20 protein-coding genes are annotated in these 20,359 nt (G+C 52.8%); 2 read left to right on the top strand and 18 right to left on the bottom strand.

All coding sequences use genetic code 11. The annotated features are described in order from the left end of the window. Positions 1-2 precede the first annotated feature (2 nt). From mrdB to OGY72_RS02860, 5 genes are all read right to left on the bottom strand, one after another. Positions 3-1,115, bottom strand: coding sequence for a peptidoglycan glycosyltransferase MrdB (mrdB, locus tag OGY72_RS02840; protein WP_003022718.1), 1,113 nt, complete (start codon positions 1,113-1,115; stop codon positions 3-5). Positions 1,116-1,117: 2 nt separating this feature from the next. Then, entirely contained in the window at positions 1,118-3,019 is a 1,902-nt protein-coding gene (gene mrdA / locus OGY72_RS02845; RefSeq protein WP_003831292.1) for a peptidoglycan DD-transpeptidase MrdA, read from the bottom strand. A 30-nt stretch (positions 3,020-3,049) separates the two neighbouring features. Then, complete coding sequence (rlmH, locus tag OGY72_RS02850) at positions 3,050-3,517, bottom strand: 23S rRNA (pseudouridine(1915)-N(3))-methyltransferase RlmH (protein ID WP_003022725.1); 468 nt, start codon at positions 3,515-3,517, stop codon at positions 3,050-3,052. Positions 3,518-3,520: 3 nt separating this feature from the next. After that, on the bottom strand, positions 3,521-3,838 hold the full coding sequence (gene rsfS, locus OGY72_RS02855; protein ID WP_003022728.1) for a ribosome silencing factor: 318 nt from the start codon (positions 3,836-3,838) through the stop codon (positions 3,521-3,523). A gap of 254 nt (positions 3,839-4,092) precedes the next feature. Continuing rightward, positions 4,093-4,704: an adenosylcobalamin/alpha-ribazole phosphatase gene (locus tag OGY72_RS02860; protein ID WP_284969384.1), complete on the bottom strand. Its 612-nt coding sequence runs from the start codon at positions 4,702-4,704 to the stop codon at positions 4,093-4,095. 96 nt (positions 4,705-4,800) lie between these two features. On the opposite strand from OGY72_RS02860, the gene cobD reads away from it, so the two are divergent. Further along, a complete protein-coding gene (gene cobD / locus OGY72_RS02865) occupies positions 4,801-5,895 on the top strand; it encodes a threonine-phosphate decarboxylase CobD (RefSeq protein WP_286546711.1) in 1,095 nt (364 codons plus the stop codon). On the opposite strand, the gene nadD is transcribed toward cobD, so the two are convergent. Genes nadD through leuS form a run of 4 tightly spaced genes read right to left on the bottom strand, consistent with a single transcriptional unit; the run spans position 5,870 to position 10,740 of the window. Continuing rightward, positions 5,870-6,511 (bottom strand): nicotinate-nucleotide adenylyltransferase, encoded by a 642-nt coding sequence (gene nadD, locus OGY72_RS02870; protein WP_122973951.1) that lies wholly within the window; start codon positions 6,509-6,511, stop codon positions 5,870-5,872. The genes cobD and nadD overlap by 26 nt on opposite strands. Before the next feature lies 1 nt (position 6,512). Beyond that, on the bottom strand, positions 6,513-7,544 hold the full coding sequence (holA, locus tag OGY72_RS02875) for a DNA polymerase III subunit delta (RefSeq protein ID WP_193135156.1): 1,032 nt from the start codon (positions 7,542-7,544) through the stop codon (positions 6,513-6,515). Beyond that, positions 7,544-8,143: an LPS assembly lipoprotein LptE gene (gene lptE / locus OGY72_RS02880; protein ID WP_003831304.1), complete on the bottom strand. Its 600-nt coding sequence runs from the start codon at positions 8,141-8,143 to the stop codon at positions 7,544-7,546. The genes holA and lptE overlap by 1 nt, the downstream gene beginning before the upstream one ends. Positions 8,144-8,157: 14 nt before the next feature. Then, positions 8,158-10,740: a leucine--tRNA ligase gene (leuS, locus tag OGY72_RS02885; protein WP_126955856.1), complete on the bottom strand. Its 2,583-nt coding sequence runs from the start codon at positions 10,738-10,740 to the stop codon at positions 8,158-8,160. A 235-nt stretch (positions 10,741-10,975) separates the two neighbouring features. On the opposite strand from leuS, the gene OGY72_RS02890 reads away from it, so the two are divergent. Next, on the top strand, positions 10,976-11,458 hold the full coding sequence (locus OGY72_RS02890) for a zinc ribbon-containing protein (RefSeq protein ID WP_003022748.1): 483 nt from the start codon (positions 10,976-10,978) through the stop codon (positions 11,456-11,458). Between the two features lie 96 nt (positions 11,459-11,554). Here the strand turns inward: OGY72_RS02890 and rihA are convergent, their stop codons facing one another. The 9 genes from rihA to OGY72_RS02935 all read right to left on the bottom strand — a co-directional run bounded on the left by rihA (position 11,555) and on the right by OGY72_RS02935 (position 20,315). Further along, complete coding sequence (gene rihA, locus OGY72_RS02895; RefSeq protein WP_286546726.1) at positions 11,555-12,490, bottom strand: pyrimidine-specific ribonucleoside hydrolase RihA; 936 nt, start codon at positions 12,488-12,490, stop codon at positions 11,555-11,557. Positions 12,491-12,606: 116 nt separating this feature from the next. Beyond that, positions 12,607-13,332, bottom strand: a complete 726-nt coding sequence (gltL, locus tag OGY72_RS02900; protein WP_003022754.1) for a glutamate/aspartate ABC transporter ATP-binding protein GltL — start codon at positions 13,330-13,332, stop codon at positions 12,607-12,609. Beyond that, entirely contained in the window at positions 13,332-14,006 is a 675-nt protein-coding gene (gltK, locus tag OGY72_RS02905) for a glutamate/aspartate ABC transporter permease GltK (protein ID WP_003831315.1), read from the bottom strand. The genes gltL and gltK overlap by 1 nt, the downstream gene beginning before the upstream one ends. Continuing rightward, positions 14,006-14,746: a glutamate/aspartate ABC transporter permease GltJ gene (gene gltJ, locus OGY72_RS02910; protein WP_275396606.1), complete on the bottom strand. Its 741-nt coding sequence runs from the start codon at positions 14,744-14,746 to the stop codon at positions 14,006-14,008. Before gltJ ends, gltK begins: the two co-directional genes overlap by 1 nt. A 159-nt stretch (positions 14,747-14,905) precedes the next feature. After that, entirely contained in the window at positions 14,906-15,814 is a 909-nt protein-coding gene (gltI, locus tag OGY72_RS02915) for a glutamate/aspartate ABC transporter substrate-binding protein GltI (RefSeq protein WP_003831318.1), read from the bottom strand. Positions 15,815-16,233: 419 nt separating this feature from the next. Further along, entirely contained in the window at positions 16,234-17,772 is a 1,539-nt protein-coding gene (lnt, locus tag OGY72_RS02920) for an apolipoprotein N-acyltransferase (protein WP_286546734.1), read from the bottom strand. A 24-nt stretch (positions 17,773-17,796) separates the two neighbouring features. Then, the gene (gene corC / locus OGY72_RS02925; RefSeq protein ID WP_003022770.1) at positions 17,797-18,675 is read right to left on the bottom strand and encodes a CNNM family magnesium/cobalt transport protein CorC; all 879 of its coding nucleotides are present in this window, start codon (positions 18,673-18,675) and stop codon (positions 17,797-17,799) included. Between the two features lie 129 nt (positions 18,676-18,804). Next, positions 18,805-19,272: an rRNA maturation RNase YbeY gene (gene ybeY / locus OGY72_RS02930; protein WP_003831323.1), complete on the bottom strand. Its 468-nt coding sequence runs from the start codon at positions 19,270-19,272 to the stop codon at positions 18,805-18,807. Continuing rightward, the gene (locus tag OGY72_RS02935) at positions 19,269-20,315 is read right to left on the bottom strand and encodes a PhoH family protein (protein WP_003022776.1); all 1,047 of its coding nucleotides are present in this window, start codon (positions 20,313-20,315) and stop codon (positions 19,269-19,271) included. Before OGY72_RS02935 ends, ybeY begins: the two co-directional genes overlap by 4 nt. Between the last annotated feature and the right edge of the window lie 44 nt (positions 20,316-20,359).

Consider the following 20,359-nt stretch of genomic DNA (forward strand, 5'->3'; position numbering starts at 1 on the left):
CCTTACACGCTTTTCGACAACATTTTTCTATGGGTATGGATCGACATAACAATCCCGAACCCAGCCATCAGCACGATAAGTGCCGAGCCTCCGTAACTGACCAGTGGGAGAGGAACGCCAACCACGGGCAGAATACCGCTCACCATACCAATATTTACGAAGACATAAACGAATAATATCAACATTAAACCACCCGCCATAACGCGACCAAAGGTGGTTTGCGCGTGGGCAGCGATCCATAATCCGCGCATAATCAGCAAAATGTACAGCGCCAACAGAATTAAGATCCCTACCAGACCCAGTTCTTCCGCTAATACCGCGAAGATAAAATCTGTATGACGTTCGGGTAAAAACTCAAGCTGCGACTGCGTACCGTGTAGCCAGCCCTTACCACGTAGACCGCCGGAGCCAATAGCAATTTTAGACTGAATGATGTGATAACCCGCACCCAGCGGATCAGTTTCCGGATCGAGTAACATCATGACGCGCTGACGTTGATAATCATGCATCAGGAAGAACCACAGTATCGGGATAAACGCCGCAACCAGGACCACTGCAACACCGATTAAACGCCAGCTCAAACCAGAAAGGAACAGAACAAACAGACCGGAAAGGGCGACCAGAATTGAAGTTCCGAGGTCTGGCTGGGCGGCCACCAGCAGGGTGGGCATAAATATCAGCACTAACGCAATGGCGGTATTTTTTAGCGATGGCGGGCAAACATCACGGTTGATGAAGCGCGCGACCATCAGCGGCACGGCAATCTTGGCGATTTCGGAAGGCTGAAAACGCACAATCCCCAAATCCAGCCAGCGCTGCGCGCCTTTGGAGATAGCGCCGAAGGCATCTACCGCCACCAACAGAATGATGCAAAAGATGTAGAGATAGGGTGCCCAGCCCTCATAAACCCTGGGCGGGATTTGCGCCATCACCACCATGATGACCAGGCCCATCGCGATCTGACCGACCTTGCGCTCCATCATGCCAATATCCTGGCCGCTGGCGCTCCAGATGACCAGCGAGCTGTAAACCAGCAGCGCCAGCAAAATAAGCAACATCGTGGGATCGATGTGGATTTTGTCCCAGAATGTTTTTTTGTTCGGATTATCCGTCACGATTATTGGTCCTCCGCTGCTGCAACCGCGGGGTTTTCTGCAGGCAGATTGGTGTTATTGTCGCCCAACATAATGTGGTCAAGGATCTGGCGCATAATGGTACCCACAGCCGGGCCCGCGCCACCGTTTTCAAGGATTATGGCGACAGCAACCTGGGGCTTATCATAGGGTGCGAAGGCCGTCATCAACTTGTGGTCACGTAAGCGCTCGGCGATCTTATGTGCGTTATAGGTTTCATTGGCTTTCAGGCCAAAGACCTGTGCAGTACCGGATTTCGCCGCAATTTTGTAAGGTGCGCCAGCGAAATATTTGTGTGCAGTACCGTTAGGACGGTTGGCTACACCGTACATGCCGTCTTTTGCGATTTCCCAATAACCGGAATGAATGTCACCAACAGGTGGTTCGTGTGGCTGTATCCATGGCACTTGCTTGCCGTTTTCTGCTGTGCTCATCAGCAGATGCGGGACTTTTACCAAACCGTCGTTGATAAGGATCATCAGCGCTTTACTCATCTGGATAGGGGTTGCCGTCCAGTAACCCTGGCCGATGCCGACCGGAATGGTATCACCCTGGTACCATGGCTTTTTAAACCGTTTTTGCTTCCACTCGCGGGTTGGCATGTTTCCGGCGCGCTCTTCGGCAAGATCGATGCCCGTATATTGGCCGTAGCCAAACTTGCTCATCCATTCTGAAAGGCGGTCTATCCCCATATCATAGGCGATTTGATAGAAAAACGTATCCGCCGACTCTTCCAGAGAACGGGTGATGTTCAGATGGCCGTGCCCCCATTTTTTCCAGTCGCGGTAACGTTTTTCAGAGCCCGGTAATTGCCACCAACCCGGATCGAACAGACCAGTATTGCGGGTGATGACGCCCGCACTTAATGCAGAAACCGCGACGTAAGGTTTAACCGTCGAAGCAGGAGGGTAGACACCCTGAGTCGCGCGGTTAACCAATGGGGTATTCGGGTCATTGAGCAACCCGGAGTAATCTTTACTCGAGATACCATCGACAAACAGGTTCGGGTCGTAGCTCGGCATGGACACCAGTGCGAGAACGCCACCGGTACGCGGGTCTGTGACTACCACCGCGGCACGACTGCCCGCCAGCAGCGTTTCAATGTACTGCTGGAGTTTCAGGTCAAGGGTTAGATAGATATCGTGCCCGGCCTGCGGCGCCACTTCTTTCAACTGGCGAATGACGCGGCCACGGTTGTTCACTTCAACTTCTTCATAACCGGTCTGGCCGTGAAGTACGTCTTCATAATAGCGTTCAATACCCAGCTTACCGATGTCGTGCGTTGCCGCGTAGTTGGCCAGCTTGCCGTCTTTGTCCAGGCGGTCCACGTCTTTATCGTTGATCTTCGATACGTAGCCAATGACGTGGGTCAGCGCAGAGCCGTAGGGGTAATAGCGGCGTTTATAGCCTTTAACTTCGACGCCGGGAAAGCGATATTGATTAACGGCGAACCGTGCCACCTGCACTTCACTCAGGTTAGTTTTTACCGGAATGGAGGTGAAGCGGTGTGAACGGGCGCGCTCTTTTTTAAAGGCGGCAATGTCGTCGTCCGTCAGGTCTACGACGTTACGCAGCGCGTCGAGGGTATCCTGAACGTTGTCGACCTTTTCCGGCATCATTTCTATCTGATAAATGGTGCGGTTAAGGGCGAGCGGAATTCCGTTACGGTCATAAATGATGCCGCGACTGGGGGCGATAGGCACCAGTTTGATGCGGTTTTCGTTCGAGCGGGTCTGGTAATCAGTAAAGCGAACGATTTGCAGATTATAAAGGTTGGCGATCAGCACGCCGGTGAGCAGCAAAATCCCCAAAAAAGCGACCAGCGCCCGGCGCACAAACAGCGCGGACTCAGCCGAATAGTCGCGAAAAGAATTCTGTAGTTTCATCCGCTGCTTAATCTACTCAAGAATCAATGATCACTCACGGTGATAAGGATGGTTGGTGGTGATGCTCCACGCCCTGTACAGACTCTCCGCGACCAGAACCCGAACAAGAGGGTGAGGAAGGGTTAACGCAGAGAGTGACCAGCTTTGTTCCGCTGCCGCCTTACAGGCAGGAGAGAGACCTTCCGGCCCGCCAATCAACAGACTGACGTCACGACCGTCCAGTTTCCAGCGTTCCAGTTCAGTCGCCAGTTGCGGCGTGTCCCAGGGTTTACCAGGGATATCAAGGGTGACGATGCGGTTTTTGCCTGCGGCAGCCAGCATCTGCTCACCCTCTTTGTCGAGAATGCGTTTAATATCCGCGTTCTTGCCGCGTTTTCCTGCCGGGATTTCGATCAGCTCAAAGGGCATATCTTTCGGAAACCGACGGAGATACTCCGTAAACCCGGTTTGCACCCAGTCAGGCATTTTCGTACCCACAGCGACAAGTTGCAGCTTCACGCATTAACTCCAGAGTTTTTCCAGTTCATACAGGCGACGGCTTTCTTCCTGCATCACGTGGACAATCACATCACCGAGGTCAACGACGATCCAGTCTGCAACGTTCTCGCCTTCTACGCCGAGCGGCAGCAGGCCAGCTGTGCGGGACTCCTGAACAACGTGGTCTGCGATAGACATTACATGACGGCTGGACGTGCCGGTGCAGATAATCATGCAATCAGTGATGCTGGATTTGCCCTGAACGTCTAAGGCGATGATGTCTTGACCTTTCAGGTCATCAATTTTGTCGATTACAAAATCCTGAAGTGCTTTACCCTGCAAGTGTTCCCCCTGGGTGAAAAGAGTTAAAAACGTCTGTTAGTATACCTGAACCAGAGGCGATATCGGGACAAATGTCTCCGAAAGCGCTTTTGAAGTGCGCTATCATCCCACCCCACGCCGCAGAATGCATCGCCATTTTTGTAAAACAATTTCTGCAAAGCTCTGAAGGGCGGGAAAAGTCAGGTTGCGGAGAATAACAGCCTGTCATGGGGTGTCAATGGGAGAGAAGCCCTTCGGCAGAAAAAACAGTGCGTTCACTCCCCGTCGTGCCATACTGCCCGGCTGTTGAGCACTTTAAGAACCGCAAAATCGTCGCAAAAATCAATTGCGCTCCAGCAACCTTGTTCGACGCGAAAATGCCACATTGCTGCAGCCGGCATGGACAGCAGACGGGCGATCAACACGCTCAGAACACCTTGATGACTCACCACCAGCAGGTTTTGGCACGTTTTGTAATCAGCGAGCTGAGCAATAAAGCGTTCCACGCGCTGGGAAAACGCCTGAAAACCTTCACCATTGGTTGGCGTCGCATTCTGCCAGTCGTTACACCACACGGCGTAGTTTTCGGCGTCTTCTCGCGCCAGATCGCGATGATGGCGCATTTCCCAGTCACCAAAAAACATCTCATTGAGCTCAGGCATGTTGCGCACAGGAACCTCGCGATCGCCTAAGATCAACTGCGTTGTATGGCGGGCACGTTCCAACTCGCTGCACAGAACGTTGTCGACAGGCACATGGCGTAACAGCGTACCCAGTGTTTGCGCCTGAGCGATACCCCGTCCCGTTAGCGGTGTGGGGGCGTGGCCGCTGTATAAACCAGCGACATTGGCTTCAGTTTCTCCATGACGTACTAACCAGAGTCTCATTTTTTCCTCTTGAGGTTATTCGCACAAAACATGATGTTTGCCCTGATTGCGCAGAGATTTTTCACTAAAATACCTTTTTTTGCGTGGAGCGGCACGATGTCTTTATTGAAGAGCGCGCATGGTGGCAATACCCGAGAAGCCGCCGAACTGTTGGGCATCTCGCCTGAGCAATTGTTGGATTTTAGCGCGAATATTAATCCGCTGGGTATGCCGGCAAGTTTAAAACGCGCGATCGTCGACAACCTGGACTGCGCGGAGCATTACCCGGATGTTGATTACGCTAAACTGCATGCGGCGCTGGCGGAGCATCATCAGATTCCTGCCTCATGGATACTTGCCGGAAACGGCGAGACTGAGTCGATTTTCACTTTGGTGCAAGGTCTTAAACCACGCCATGCGATGATCGTGACGCCCGGGTTTGCTGAATATCGTCGGGCGCTGCAATGGGAAGACTGTACGATCCATGAGTTTGCGCTACGCGAAGACGATGGTTGGCAGCTTACTGATGCAATCATCGATGCGTTAACCTCAGAGCTGGACTGCTTGCTTCTCTGTACGCCCAACAATCCCACTGGCTTGCTGCCAGATAACCGCCTGCTGCGCGAAATAGCCGCGCGTTGTGAGTTGCTTGGGATCAATCTGATCCTTGATGAAGCGTTTATCGATTTTATTGCCGGGGAGCCGGGGTTTATTCCGCTGCTTCATGATAACCCGCATATTTGGGTGCTGCGCTCTCTCACCAAGTTCTATGCGATACCGGGGCTCCGGTTGGGGTATCTGGTCAACAGTAATGAACAGGCTGTTGCACAGATGCGCCGTCGACAAATGCCGTGGTCAATTAACGCATTTGCTGCACTGGCAGGCGAGATTATTTTACACGACAGCGCATATCAGCAGGCAACGTGGAAGTGGCTGGAGCAAGAGGGTGCGAGGTTTGATCGGCAGTTGAAAGAACTGCCCGGCCTGACGGTGTATCTTGGCAGGGCAAATTATCGCTTATTGCGCTCCGAGCGGGCGGATTTTGATCTGCAACGCGCAATGCTGGAGCAACATGTCTTGATTCGCAGTTGTGCTAATTATCCGGGGCTGGATGCGCGCTATTATCGGGTAGCCGTTCGCAGCCAGGAAGAGAATAACCGCCTGTTGGCGGCTTTACGCAAGGTGCTTAGCGGTACAACCCTTGCTGATTGATATAGTCAAGCACTGCAGCTGGCATCAGGTCGTCGCACGGCTCGCCTTTTTCCAGACGCTCACGGATGAGCGTGGCGGAGATGTTAAACCACGGCGTTTCAGCCAGATAAATTTTCCCGCAAGGCAAGTTGTGCAGGTCATCTGGCGAATGGGTCAGATGATCCTCCAGCCACTGCTGGTGCTTTTCCTGCGCCATTTCGAGCGGATAGCCCGGACGTCGGCAGACAATGAGGTGGGTGTTACCCAGAATCGTGTCGTAGTCATGCCAGGACGGAAAGGTAAGCAGTGAGTCCTGGCCAATAATAAACGCTAACGGTACTTCCGGTCCTTGCTCCTCGCGCCACTCTTTGAGCGTTTGCGCGGTGTAGGAGGCGGTATCGCGTTTCAGTTCGCGTTCATCAAGGGAGAACAGCGGCTTATCGGCAATGGCCAGTTCAACCATGCGTTGACGTTGTTCGCCGGACGCTTCGGGTTGCGCACGATGCGGCGGCACGTTATTGGGCATGATAATGACCCGGGAAAGGCCAATCAGATTCGCCAGAATTTCAACTGGTTTAAGATGACCATAATGCACCGGATCAAAGGTGCCACCGAACAGAGCCTGCAATGATTTCATATCAACCATCAATAAAAACATCGGCCAGCGATTTATGGCAGAGCAAAAGGGAAAGCCCCTCAAGTTCCGCCCACACTGACTGACCATAGTCTTGTTTAAGCGTAATTTCCGTACGCGTTAACAACGTTACCGCCTGACGCAACTGCGCAGGACTCAGCCGGTTTAGCGCGTCTCCCATCATACCCCGGCGATTTTGCCACACCCGGTGTTTATCAAACAACGTGCGCAAAGGCGTATGGGCTGACTGCCGTTTTAAGTTGACCAACAGCAGTAATTCGCGCTGTATCGTACGTAGCAAAATAACCGGCTCACTGCCTTCCAGACGTAACTGTTGCAGAATGTGCAGAGCGCGTTTGCTTTTGCCCATCAGCAGCGCATCCACCCAATGGAACGGGGTAAAGTGCGCGGCATCGTTAACGGCTTTCTCCACGCGAGGCAGCGTTAGTTTGCCATCAGGCCAAAGCAACGCTAGCCGTTCCAGCGCTTGCGCCAGCGCTAACAGATTACCTTCATAGCAATAGCACAACAGCTGATTGGCTGCGTCATCCAGTTGTAGATTGTTAAGCTTCGCCCTGGCAGCGACCCAACGAGGAAGCTGTGCTTGCTCCGGCGTCTGGCAGCTTACCTGCACCGCATTATTGGCAAGTCCGGTATACCATGCGGCGTTTTCCTGCGCTTTAGTCAGTTTGTTGCCGCGAACAATCAGCAGCAGGTCGTCATGTAGCAGTGTGACGAGTGAAGCGAGCTGTTCGTTAATGGCGGCATTGGGGCCATTTTCAGGTAACTGCAAAAGTAGGGTTTGACGGCTGGCAAACAGGCTCATCGCCTGGCAGAGTGAAAAAATCTCTCCCCAGTCGGTGCTATTGTCCAGGGTGAAAGCGTGGTGTTCTTCGAATCCTTGCGTTGCTGCTGCCTGACGGATAGCGTCCTGGCTTTCCTGCAATAAGAGAGGATCGTTACCTAAGAGCAAATACGCCGCGCGCAGCCCTTCATTGAGCTGTGCGCGGAGTTGTTCAGGGTACAACTTGAGCATCAGTTACCCAGCGTGGTGGAAACACGCGCCGGAGATGACGCGGGCTCTGCGGCTTTTGTCGCCGCTGGCTTAGCATCATCATCAGCATTGGATGACAGAGTATCGGCCAGATGTACGCTTGGCAGCTTACGAATTAACTGTTCAGCCGCTTTGTCATACATCTCTTTGATGATCATGTCCTGCTCGTTATCTTTCGCCAGTGCAGCCTGTGGGTTGTCAAAGAACGAACGATAAACTTTGGCACTGATTGGATAAATATCATGACCTGGAATCAGCACAGTAGCACTCACGAACATCACCATCTGGTATTCAGCCGTTTGACCGTTCTGGAATACCGACGCCGTATCTTGCGATATGCTGACCGCGCCCAGACGTAAGGACGTCACATCTTTACGCATTGAGCCGTCCTCTAGCAGCGTAACGCCGTTCAGACGCAGCTGATTACGAACCGCGCGGCTTAATGGGCCGTTTGGATCCCCAGAGTCCAGAATCATGGTTTTCATTGAGGGTGGGACCTGCGTAGTATTACGCAGATGCCATCCACATCCGGCGGTGACAAGCACCGCCAGAGATAACAACAATGTTGTCAGAAGTCGCACGCTTCCTCCCGCGCTTAGCCAACGACCAGATTGAGGAGTTTACCCGGTACATAAATCACTTTACGTACGGTAACGCCATCAAGATATTTTGCCACCAGATGCTCCTGGCCAGCACGTTCACGAACCTGTTCTTCTGTCGCATTTACCGGAACGGTAATTTTGCCACGGACTTTACCGTTCACCTGAACAACAACCAGCTTCGAGTCTTCAACCATTGCGGTTTCGTCTGCCACCGGCCACGGTGCGTTGTCGATATCGCCTTCGCCTTTCAGTGCTTCCCACATTGTGAAGCAAACGTGTGGGGTGAACGGGTTCAGCATGCGAACGACGGCCAGTAACGCTTCCTGCATCAGGGCTCTGTCTTGTTCGTCTTCCTGCGGTGCTTTCGCCAGCTTGTTCATCAGCTCCATAATCGCCGCAATTGCAGTGTTAAAAGTCTGACGACGACCGATATCATCGGTAACTTTAGCAATGGTTTTATGTACGTCGCGACGCAGCGCTTTTTGGTCTTCGCTCAACGCATCAACGTTCAGGGCAGCAACATCGCCTTTGGAAGTATGTTCGTAAACCAGCTTCCATACACGTTTCAGGAAGCGGTTCGCCCCTTCAACGCCGGATTCCTGCCATTCCAGCGTCATATCAGCCGGAGAAGCGAACATCATGAACAGACGTACCGTGTCAGCGCCGTAACGTTCAACCATGACCTGCGGGTCGATACCGTTATTTTTCGACTTGGACATTTTGCTCATGCCGGTATAGACCAGTTCATGGCCTTCTGCGTCCTGAGCTTTGACGATACGACCTTTTTCGTCGCGCTCAACGATAGCATCGACCGGAGAAACCCAGTTACGCTCGCCGTTTGCACCAACGTAATAGAACGCATCAGCCAGCACCATACCCTGGCACAGCAGCTGTTTGGCCGGTTCGTCAGAGTTGACCATGCCCGCATCGCGCATCAGCTTGTGGAAGAAGCGGAAGTAGAGCAGGTGCATGATGGCGTGTTCAATACCACCAATGTAGATATCAACTGGCAGCCAGTAGTTTGCGGCTTCTGGATCCAGCATCCCTTCGTTGTACTGCGGGCAGGTATAGCGCGCGTAGTACCAGGAGGATTCCATAAAGGTATCGAAGGTGTCGGTTTCGCGCAGCGCAGGCATGCCGTTAACGGTGGTTTTTGCCCACTCCGGATCGGCTTTTATTGGGCTGGTGATGCCGTCCATAACCACGTCTTCCGGCAGAATAACCGGCAACTGATCTTCTGGCGTCGGCAGTACGGTACCGTCTTCCAGCGTCACCATCGGAATTGGCGCCCCCCAGTAACGCTGACGGGAAACACCCCAGTCACGCAGACGGTAGTTCACTTTACGTTCACCCACGCCTTTCGCTACCAGCTTGTCAGCAATGGCGTTGAAGGCAGCTTCGAAGCCGAGGCCGTCAAACTCGCCGGAGTTAAACAGCACGCCTTTTTCGGTCAGAGCTTGTTCGGACAGATCCGGCTCTGCGCCTTCAGCGGTCAGAATTACTGGCTTGATGGTCAGGCCATATTTTGTCGCAAACTCGTAATCGCGCTGATCGTGGCCCGGAACGGCCATGACTGCGCCCGTACCGTATTCCATCAGGACGAAGTTTGCCGCCCAAACGGGGATTTCTTCGCCAGTCAGCGGGTGAACGGCTTTAAAGCCCGTGTCGACGCCTTTCTTCTCCATGGTTGCCATTTCGGCTTCAGCAACCTTGGTGTTGCGGCATTCGTCAATGAAGGCGGCCAGTTCTGGATTATTTGCAGCAGCTTTCTGCGCCAGCGGGTGACCTGCGGCAACGGCCAGATAGGTCGCACCCATAAAGGTGTCCGGGCGGGTGGTGTAAACGGTTAGCGTGTTGTCGTAACCGTTCACATCGAAGGTGATTTCCACGCCTTCAGAACGGCCAATCCAGTTGCGCTGCATCGTTTTCACGGTGTCAGGCCAGTGATCCAGGTTATCCAGGTCACGCAGCAGTTCGTCAGCGTAAGCGGTGATTTTGATGAACCACTGTGGGATCTCTTTACGCTCGACTTTGGTATCGCAACGCCAGCAGCAGCCGTCGATAACCTGTTCGTTCGCCAGTACGGTCTGGTCGTTCGGGCACCAGTTGACCGCAGACGTTTTCTTGTACACCAGGCCTTTTTTGTACAGCTCGGTGAAGAATTTCTGTTCCCAACGGTAGTATTCCGGGGTGCAGGTCGCCAGCTCACGGCTCCAGTCGTAACCGAAACCCAGCATTTTGAGCTGGTTTTTCATGTATGCGATGTTGTCGTACGTCCACGGTGCCGGCGCGGTGTTGTTTTTAACCGCTGCGCCTTCTGCAGGCAGACCGAACGCATCCCAGCCAATTGGCTGCAGTACGTTTTTGCCCAGCATACGCTGGTAGCGGGCGATCACGTCACCGATGGTGTAGTTACGTACGTGGCCCATGTGTAGTCGACCAGAAGGATAGGGAAGCATAGACAGGCAGTAATACTTCTCTTTGCTCTCGTCTTCGGTAACTTCAAATGTGCGCTTCTCATCCCAGTGAAGCTGTACTTTGGATTCTATCTCTTCCGGGCGGTATTGCTCTTGCATGGCAGCCAGTGGTCCTGTTTTCAATACAGCTACAAACGTAGCTCTAGATGTGGTGTTTCAGATCCGCATAGCATAGCCCAAACGCCCGCGCCAAAACAGCCTTTCGCGCATTCAGCGTTGAATTCCCGCAAGGATAATTCTTGCACGAATTTACACACTCTGTGGACAGTCTTGCAAAGCGTAGCGTAAATAACGTCTATTATTATAGACAGTTAACGACCCAGGAGGCGAAGCGATGAACAAGGTTGCTCAATATTACCGTGAACTGGTGGCTTCACTGAGCGAACGTCTGCGTAATGGCGAACGCGATATTGATGCGTTGGTGGAGCAAGCGCGTCAACGAGTTATGCAGACCGGGGAGTTAACGCGAACCGAGGTGGAAGAGCTCACCCGGGCCGTCAGACGTGACCTGGAAGAGTTTGCTCTGAGCTATGAAGAAAGTCTCGATGAGGAGACAGACAGCGTCTTTATGCGGGTTATCAAGGAGAGTATCTGGCAGGAACTGGCCGATATTACCGATAAAACGCAGCTCGAATGGCGAGAAGTGTTCCAGGATCTCAGTCATCATGGGGTTTATCACAGCGGTGAGGTGGTCGGATTAGGTAATCTGGTCTGCGAGAAGTGCCACTTCCATTTAGCGGTTTACACCCCGGATGTGCTGCCGCTGTGTCCAAAATGCGGACACGATCAGTTCCAGCGCCGACCGTTTGAGCCGTGATCGCTTTTTGCCGGATGGCGACGCAAAGCGTCTTATCCGGCCTACAAATTGCACGATTTTGTAGGCCGGATAAGCGTTAGCGCGATCCGGCGTGTATTAGGCGTAAAACTTCAGCCGTTCTGCCAGCAAATCGACAAACCCTTGACGATCAACGTCTACCATTACGGTGGCGTTTGGCTTCCTGCCGCTCAGGAAATAGTAATCCACCACGGTCATTCCCTGGGTATATTTACCCTGAGTTTCCACGCCGACCCAGCGTTCAACGGTGGTAAACAGTTCAGGTTTCAGCAGCCAGGCAATGGTGCATGGATCATGCAGCGGTGCGCCGATGAATCCCCATTTTTCATCTTTGTGATATTCAAAGAAGAAGTCGAGTAGTTCAGCCACGATCGTCGAAATAGGATTGCCGATAGCGCGGAACCGCTCGGTATCTTCCCGATGTATTTGCGCTTTATGCGTGACGTCAAGCCCTGCCATTACCATCGGAATACCCGACTGGAATACGATTTCGGCGGCTTCGGGATCCACGAAGATGTTGAACTCGGCGGCGGGCGTCCAGTTTCCGAGGCCCATCGCACCACCCATAATCACGATACGGGCGATTTTGGCGTGCAGCTCAGGATGGCTATTCAGGAGCAATGCGACGTTAGTTTGCGGCCCGGTGGAGACAATCATCATCGGTTCCGGGCTTTCACGCAGGGTTTTCGCCATCAGTTCCACGGCGGTACAGTCTTGTGGCGCAAAAGCGGGTTCCGGCAGCGCCGGGCCATCCAGCCCACTCTCGCCGTGAACGTTATCGGCGATAATCAGATCGCGCATTAGTGGTTTCACTGCGCCACCAGCTACTGGTATATCCGTACGGTTGAGCAACGTTAACATGCGCAACACGTTACGCAGTGTTTTGTCTGGTGTCTGGTTACCGGCTGATGAGGTTATCGCTTTCACATCCAGTTCTGGTGAGGCGAGGGCGAGCACAATTGCGATAGCGTCATCATGACCCGGATCGCAATCAAACAGGATAGGGAGTGCCATTGTTGCTCCTTGTAAGTGGGACTTTGTGACAAGGTTAACGCTGGGCTGTATGTGTTTCGAGAGGCGAAGAGATAAAGCGTGAGGTGGCGCGCACATGGAGGTGCGCGCCAGCAAGATTAGTGCAGTATTTTCGCGAGGAAGTCTTTGGCGCGGTCCGATTTCGGATTAGCGAAGAACTCTTCTTTCGGTGAGTCTTCAACAATTTTCCCTTCATCCATGAAGATCACCCGGTTCGCCACTTTACGCGCAAAGCCCATTTCGTGGGTTACCACCATCATGGTCATCCCTTCATTGGCCAGTTCAACCATAACGTCCAGTACTTCGTTGATCATTTCAGGATCAAGCGCCGACGTCGGCTCGTCAAACAGCATGGCGATAGGATCCATGCACAGCGCCCGGGCGATAGCGACACGCTGTTGCTGACCCCCTGAGAGCTGAGCTGGAAACTTTTCGGCATGTGCTGACAGACCAACGCGTTCCAGTAACTTTTGCGCTTTGTCGCGGGCCGGCTTTTTATCGCGCTTGAGCACTTTTACCTGCGCCAGAGTCAGGTTCTCAATGATCGACAGGTGAGGGAACAGTTCAAAGTGCTGGAACACCATACCAACGCGAGAGCGCAGTTTGGCCAGATCGGTTTTTTTATCATTCACCACGGTACCATCAACGGTGATGACGCCCTGTTGTACCGGCTCCAGCCCGTTCACCGTTTTGATAAGCGTTGATTTACCTGAGCCTGACGGGCCGCAGACCACCACCACTTCACCTTTTTTCACTTCCGTGGAGCAGTCGGTCAGCACCTGAAAGTGACCATACCATTTAGAAACATTTTTCAGGGTAATCATTAAACTGTCCTTTTCTTCAAATAGCTGACCAACAACGATGCGCTCAGACTGAATACAAAATAAACGGCGCCAGCAAACAGGATCATTTCAACCTGTGTGCCGTCACGCTCGCCAATGGTAGAGGCGGTACGGAAGAAGTCTGCCAGACTTAATACATAGACCAGCGAGGTATCCTGGAAGAGTACGATGCCCTGGGTTAGCAGCAGCGGTACCATCGCGCGGAATGCCTGCGGCAGAATAATGAGCTTCATCGACTGCCAGTGGGTCATCCCCAGAGCCAGCGCGGCGCTGGATTGCCCACGAGAAATACTCTGGATACCGGCACGGATAATCTCGGAATAGTACGCGGCTTCAAACATCGAAAACGCGACCATTGCTGAGATCAGGCGAATATCGGTTTTTGGCGACAGACCCAGTACGTTTTGCAGGAAGCCGGGCACAATCAGGTAGAACCACAGCAGCACCATGACCAGCGGAATAGAACGAAATACGTTGACGTAGCCTTTCGCAAACCAGGCAATCGGCGCGAAGCTGGACAGACGCATTACTGCAAGGATGGTTCCCCAGACAATACCAATGACTACCGCCGTAACGGTGATTTTCAGCGTGATGATTAACCCATCCAGCAGATACGGCAGGGAAGGGATGATAGAACTCCAGTCAAATTCGTACATTATTTGCCTCCCAAATTGCCAGGCAGGCGGATTTTACGTTCAACGAGATTCATCACCAGCATGATGACGGCGTTAATCAGGACGTAAGCCAGAGTGATAGCGGTAAACGATTCCCATGCGTGGGCGGAGTAATCCAGCAGTTTGCCCGCCTGTGCCGCCATATCGACCAGGCCGATGGTGGAGGCGATAGCGGAGTTCTTCACCAGGTTCATCATCTCTGAGGTCATTGGCGGAACAATCACGCGGTAGGCGTTTGGCAACAGAACATAGCGGTAGGTCTGCGGCAACGTTAGCCCCATCGCCAGTGCGGCGTTTTTCTGCCCACGAGGCAGAGACTGAATTGCGGCGCGAACCTGTTCGCAGACGCGCGCGGCGGTAAACAGCCCCAGACAAAGCATCGATGAGAGGAAGAACTGGATGTTGGGATCCAACTCAGCCTTGAACCACATCCCAATGTTTTCCGGCAGCAGTTCCGGAATAACCAGATACCAGGTAAAAAACTGGACGATGAGCGGAACGTTACGAAACAGCTCAACGTACAGTGTGCCGATCCCAGAAAGGAAACGATTTGGAACGGTACGTAAGATGCCGAATAAAGAGCCTATGAGGAAAGCGATAATCCAGGCGGTGATGGATAACGCGACAGTGACCTGGAAACCACTCCAGAGCCAGCCGAGATAGGTGGTGTTGCCGAACGGGGCTTGTTGTAAAAAAATACCCCAGTTCCAGTCTATAGACATAAATCTACTCCAGAAAAAAAAGGGTAGCAGCGCTACCCTCGAAGATTGTTATTCGGCGTTTTGCGGTTTTCAGGCCTGATGGGGAACGACCATCAGGCTTATAGTCTGTCCGTGCCGAGTAACAATCGAGAGGGAGGGGAAGCCTCCCATTTATTTTAGTTAGTTAAGCGCTTTATCATTTGGTTCTTTGAACAGAGCTTTCATCTCGTCTGACAGTTCGAAATTCATGTTCAGGTTCTTCGGTGGAATTGGATTTTTAAACCACTTATCAAACCATTTCTCAGCTTCGCCTGAGGTTTGCGCCTTGGCGATAGTGTCGTCCATCAGCTTTTTGAACTCAGGATCATCTTTGCGCAACATACAGCCGTAGGCTTCCTGAGACTGTGGCTTGCCGACGATCTCCCAGTTGTCTGGTTTCTTCGCTTTCGCGCGCTCGCCAGCCAGCAGGGCGTCATCCATCATAAAGGCAACGGCGCGACCGCTTTCCAGAGTACGGAAAGAGTCACCGTGGTCTTTCGCGCTGATGATGCGCATATCCATTTTTTGTTCTTCATTCAGCTTGTGCAGCAGAACTTCGGAGGTGGTACCCGAAGTCACGACTACGGCTTTACCTTTCAGATCGGCGAAATCTTTGACGTCGCCGCCTTTTTTCGCCAGCAGACGGGTGCCGACAACGAAAATGGTGTCAGAGAAAGCCGCTTGTTTTTGGCGCTCGACGTTGTTGGTGGTGGATCCACATTCAAAATCGAAGGTGCCGTTTTGCAGCAGCGGGATACGGTTTTGAGAAGTAATCGGGATCAGTTTCACCTGCAGATCAGGCTTGTTCAGCTTTTTCTTCACGGCGTCAACGATCGCGTTGGAGTAATCCTGTGAATAACCGACCACTTTTTGCTGATTATCGTAGTAAGAAAACGGTACTGATGATTCACGGTGGCCGACAACGATCACGCCATTTTTGGCGATCTTATCCAGCGTGCTGCCTGCCGCTGGTGCTGCGTCTTCTGCGTGCGCCAGACCGGCGGACATTCCCATGACCAGCATGGCAGTGGCGAGCTTACGTAATTGCATATCCAACTCCTTTATCGTCTGCGCCAGGGACGCATTGATACCCATTGTGATGTTGTTATTGTTTGCTACTAAAACGTGCAGTCTTGTATGTGTTTGTTAACATTTAGTTTGGATGAATGTAAAGAATTTGCTGTGTTATTGTTTATTTTTGCGAAGTGCGCCGCACCATTTGGGGGCAAAAATATCTTGTTGCACTTTTCAGGTGCTACCGGCGCTCAACTTTGGTGCGACCAGGTTGCACATTCAGCCAAAACAGCGTTTGCCTTGTAGAACAAAGCAATAGACGTGCCAGAATGGGCATTGGAAGAGAGGAAGGGGGGAGTAGGCCTGATAAGCGTAGCGCCATCAGGCACGATGCGGCACAACTGCCGGATGGCGGCGTACCGCCTTATCCGGCCTACATTTGATGGGGTACTGGTTTATTTGCGACGCTGGCGCAGACTCATTACCACTGCGCCAAAGCCAAACAGCGCGGTTAGCAGCCAGAGCGGCCAGTTTCCGGTACGGGCATAAGGGGTTAAGCCCGTCGTTGGCGTCACGCTGGTGGTCAGCACCTGGCGGGTAAACTGCGGGATCATCGCCTGCACTTCGCCCTGCGGACCAATCACCGCCGTAATACCGTTGTTGGTGCTACGCAGCAGAGGTCGCGCCAGCTCGAGGGAACGCATCCGCGCCATCTGGAAGTGCTGCCACGGACCAATAGATTTACCAAACCATGCATCGTTGGAGATAGTCAGCAGATAGTCCGTATCCGGGCGGAAGTTATCTCGTACCTGTTCGCCAAGAATGATTTCGTAGCAGATGGCTGCGGTCAGCTTAAAGCCGTGTGCATGCAGCTGTGGCTGTACATACGGACCGCGGCTGAACGAAGACATTGGCAGGTCAAAGAATGGCGCCAGCGGGCGCAGGATTGATTCCAGCGGGACAAACTCGCCAAACGGTACCAGATGGTTTTTGTTGTAGCGGTTGCTGGAGTCGTAGCTGTACGGACTGTCTTTACCCAACGTGATGATGGTGTTGTAGGTGTCGTAACGATTCTGCTTGTTCAGACGCGCGTCCACGATACCGGTAATCAGCGTGCTGTTTTTCGATTTCAGCAGGTCATCCATCATACTCAGAAAACGCTGCTGGTTAATTTCCAGGTCAGGAATAGCGGATTCTGGCCAGATGATGAGCTGTGATTTGCCCATCTCGGGCTGGGTAGCGTCGAGATAAATCTTCAGGGTGTTGAGTAACTGGCCTTCATCCCATTTAAGCGACTGCGGAATGTCACCCTGCACCATCGAAACCTGGGTGGTTTTTTCTGGCTCAAGCGTGTACCACTGAATATAACGTAGCGGAAAGGGCAGAGCGAAAAGAACTGCGGCGGCAGCCAGCGGCTTCCAGTTACGTGTTACCAGCGCCAGCGCCAGCAGGCCGCTAACCATCATCAGCAGGAAGTTAATCGCCTCAACGCCCATTACCGGCGCCAGCCCTTTTAACGGACCGTCGATCTGGCTGTAGCCGAACTGCAGCCACGGGAAACCTGTCAGTACCCAGCCGCGCAGAAATTCAGTGATTTGCCAGACTACCGGCGCGGCAATCGCTACGCGTATCCAGGTGGCTTTCGGCCACAGACGCGCCAAAACACCGGCAAACAGGCCGGTGTAGAGGGAAAGGTAAGCAGCAAGCAGAACCACGAGGAAGACGTTAACGGGGCCCGGCATACCGCCAAACTGCGCGATACTGACGTAAACCCAGTTGATGCCTGAGCCAAACAGTCCCAGTCCCCAGAAGTAGCCGATAGCGGCAGACTGGAGCGGACGACGGTTGAAGGTGAGAGCCTGCAGACCCATCAGCGAAACAATCGCAGCGGGCCAGATGTCATACGGTGAGAAAGCCAGTGTCCCGCAGGCACCGAATAATAACGCCAGCAGCAGGCGAATGCGCTGGCGTTCAATTAAAGGGGCAAATGCCATGTAGTCTTAGATCCAGTTTCGGGTTTATTCGTCCAGTTTGGGCTGGGGTGAGTCGTCCGGAATTCTGACATGAACCTGAATAATACGACGGCTGTCGGCCATTGCCACTTTGAACTGGTAACCATCAATGTCGATGGTCTCTCCACGCGCGGGCAGATGACCGAAGGCCTGCATGACCAACCCGCCAATGGTATCCACTTCTTCATCGCTGAAATGCGTGCCGAAAGCTTCGTTGAAGTCTTCAATCGGCGCCAGCGCACGAATAGTCCAGGTGTGGCGACTGAGCTGACGGAAATCAATATCGTCTTCTTCGTCGTACTCGTCTTCAATTTCACCGACAATCAGTTCAAGGATGTCCTCAATGGTCACCAGACCTGAGACACCGCCAAACTCGTCGATGACGATAGCCATATGATAACGCTGGGAGCGGAACTCTTTCAGCATGCGGTCAACCCGCTTGCTTTCAGGGACGACAACCGCCTGGCGTAACACTTTCTCCATGCTGAAGGCTTCGGCATCGCTACGCATAAACGGCAGCAGATCTTTGGCCATCAGAATCCCTTCAATGTGATCCTTGTCTTCGCTAATTACCGGGAAACGCGAGTGGGCAGACTCGATAATGACATCGAGGCATTCGTCCAGAGTTTGGTTGCGTTTCAGGGTAATCATCTGGGAGCGAGGGATCATGATGTCGCGAACACGTTGGTCCGCAATATCCATTACCCCTTCGAGCATATCGCGCGTATCTTCATCGATAAGGTCGTTTTGCCCGGAATCACGGATCAGCTCCAACAGTTCGTCGCGGTTTTTCGGTTCACCGTGGAAAAGTTGGCTCAGTAACAGGGAAAAAAATCCCTTTTTGCTGTTTAAGGTGTCACTACTGTGTGAATTGTCGTCGCTCATGGCGTCGTATGGGTTCTCATGTTAGTTAATACAAAGCGCGTCATGCGTTTACTCAGCTGTTGACGGCATATCTCTTCATTGTACTTCAAACCAGGTAGGCCTTATCAGGCCTACAAGATGTCGAAATGCTTACTCTTTCTCGGCAATGTACGGATCCTCATAGCCCAGAGCAAGCATAATCTCTGTTTCGAGGGATTCCATCTCTTCCGCTTCATCGTCTTCAATATGGTCGTAGCCGAGTAAGTGCAGGCTACCATGCACCACCATGTGCGCCCAGTGGGCCTCAAGCGGTTTGCCTTGCTCCTGCGCTTCTTTCTCGACGACCTGACGGCAGATGATCAAATCGCCCAGCAGCGGCATCTCGATGCCCGGCGGAGCCTCAAACGGGAAAGAGAGCACGTTGGTGGATTTGTCTTTCCCGCGATAGGTCAGGTTCAGGTCGTGGCTTTCCGCGTCATCGACCAGACGAATCGTCACTTCAGACTCTTCCTGAAACTGCGGGATCACCGCATCCAGCCAGCCCTGAAACTGACTTTCTGTTGGTAAACCGGATTCGTCTTCACATGCCAGCTGTAAATCGAGGATAACCTGACTCATTTTTGTTCCTGCTCCTGAGCTTCGCGCTTGCGTTCTGCAGCCTGCTCGGCTTTGCGTTTCTGTTCTGCTTCTTCCCAGGCTTCATACGCCGTGACGATACGGGCGACCACCGGGTGGCGCACCACGTCTTCGCTATGGAAGAAATTAAAACTAATTTCGTCGACTTCTGCCAACACTTCAATGGCATGACGCAGACCGGATTTGGTGCTACGCGGCAGGTCAATCTGCGTGATATCGCCAGTGATGACCGCTTTGGAGTTAAAGCCGATACGGGTCAGGAACATTTTCATCTGTTCGATGGTAGTGTTCTGGCTTTCATCAAGAATGATGAACGCATCGTTTAACGTACGACCGCGCATATAAGCCAGCGGCGCAACTTCAATGACGTTACGCTCAATCAGCTTTTCAACTTTCTCAAAGCCGAGCATTTCGAAAAGCGCGTCATACAGCGGTCGTAAATACGGATCGACTTTCTGGCTGAGATCTCCTGGCAGGAATCCCAGTTTTTCGCCCGCTTCCACTGCCGGACGGGTCAGCAGAATGCGACGGATCTCCTGACGCTCAAGCGCATCGACCGCAGCGGCAACGGCGAGATACGTTTTACCCGTACCCGCAGGGCCAACACCAAAGGTGATGTCGTGGTCGAGGATATTCGCAATGTACTGTGCCTGGTTCGGTGTACGCGGCTTAATTACTCCACGCTTGGTTTTGATGTTCACCGCTTTGCCAAATTCAGGCACGCTGTCTGCGCTTTGCTCAAGCACACGCGCTTCTTTGATCGCCAGATGAATTTGTTCAGGCTCGATGTCCTGCGTCTGACCGCGCATTGGCGCGGTATCGACGTACAGACTACGTAAAATATCTGCCGCAGCGGTGACGCAAATGGGGCGACCGGTCAGTTTAAAGTGGTTATCACGGCGGTTAATTTCGATGCCGAGGCGACGTTCCAGCTGTTTGATGTTGTCATCAAAGGGGCCGCAAAGGCTCAACAGGCGGGCGTTGTCTGCGGGTTCAAGGGTGATTTCGCGAGTGTCTATGTTCAAACTGTTCCTCTTATGCATGTCTCGCCGGACGCTGAACATTTACC

Source organism: Citrobacter sp. Cpo221, assembly GCF_030332345.1.
GTDB classification, from domain to species: domain Bacteria; phylum Pseudomonadota; class Gammaproteobacteria; order Enterobacterales; family Enterobacteriaceae; genus Citrobacter; species Citrobacter portucalensis.

Excerpts from the sequence above, each read along its gene's own strand:
- OGY72_RS02890 (WP_003022748.1), top strand. The coding sequence starts at position 10,976 with ATGAACAAGGTTGCTCAATATTACCGTGAACTGGTGGCTTCACTGAGC.
- lnt (WP_286546734.1), bottom strand. The coding sequence starts at position 17,772 with ATGGCATTTGCCCCTTTAATTGAACGCCAGCGCATTCGCCTGCTGCTG.
- gltI (WP_003831318.1), bottom strand. The coding sequence starts at position 15,814 with ATGCAATTACGTAAGCTCGCCACTGCCATGCTGGTCATGGGAATGTCC.
- gltL (WP_003022754.1), bottom strand. The coding sequence starts at position 13,332 with ATGATTACCCTGAAAAATGTTTCTAAATGGTATGGTCACTTTCAGGTG.
- mrdA (WP_003831292.1), bottom strand. The coding sequence starts at position 3,019 with ATGAAACTACAGAATTCTTTTCGCGACTATTCGGCTGAGTCCGCGCTG.
- leuS (WP_126955856.1), bottom strand. The coding sequence starts at position 10,740 with ATGCAAGAGCAATACCGCCCGGAAGAGATAGAATCCAAAGTACAGCTT.
- holA (WP_193135156.1), bottom strand. The coding sequence starts at position 7,544 with ATGCTCAAGTTGTACCCTGAACAACTCCGCGCACAGCTCAATGAAGGG.
- gltK (WP_003831315.1), bottom strand. The coding sequence starts at position 14,006 with ATGTACGAATTTGACTGGAGTTCTATCATCCCTTCCCTGCCGTATCTG.
- ybeY (WP_003831323.1), bottom strand. The coding sequence starts at position 19,272 with ATGAGTCAGGTTATCCTCGATTTACAGCTGGCATGTGAAGACGAATCC.
- corC (WP_003022770.1), bottom strand. The coding sequence starts at position 18,675 with ATGAGCGACGACAATTCACACAGTAGTGACACCTTAAACAGCAAAAAG.
- gltJ (WP_275396606.1), bottom strand. The coding sequence starts at position 14,746 with ATGTCTATAGACTGGAACTGGGGTATTTTTTTACAACAAGCCCCGTTC.
- nadD (WP_122973951.1), bottom strand. The coding sequence starts at position 6,511 with ATGAAATCATTGCAGGCTCTGTTCGGTGGCACCTTTGATCCGGTGCAT.
- rihA (WP_286546726.1), bottom strand. The coding sequence starts at position 12,490 with ATGGCACTCCCTATCCTGTTTGATTGCGATCCGGGTCATGATGACGCT.
- OGY72_RS02860 (WP_284969384.1), bottom strand. The coding sequence starts at position 4,704 with ATGAGACTCTGGTTAGTACGTCATGGAGAAACTGAAGCCAATGTCGCT.
- cobD (WP_286546711.1), top strand. The coding sequence starts at position 4,801 with ATGTCTTTATTGAAGAGCGCGCATGGTGGCAATACCCGAGAAGCCGCC.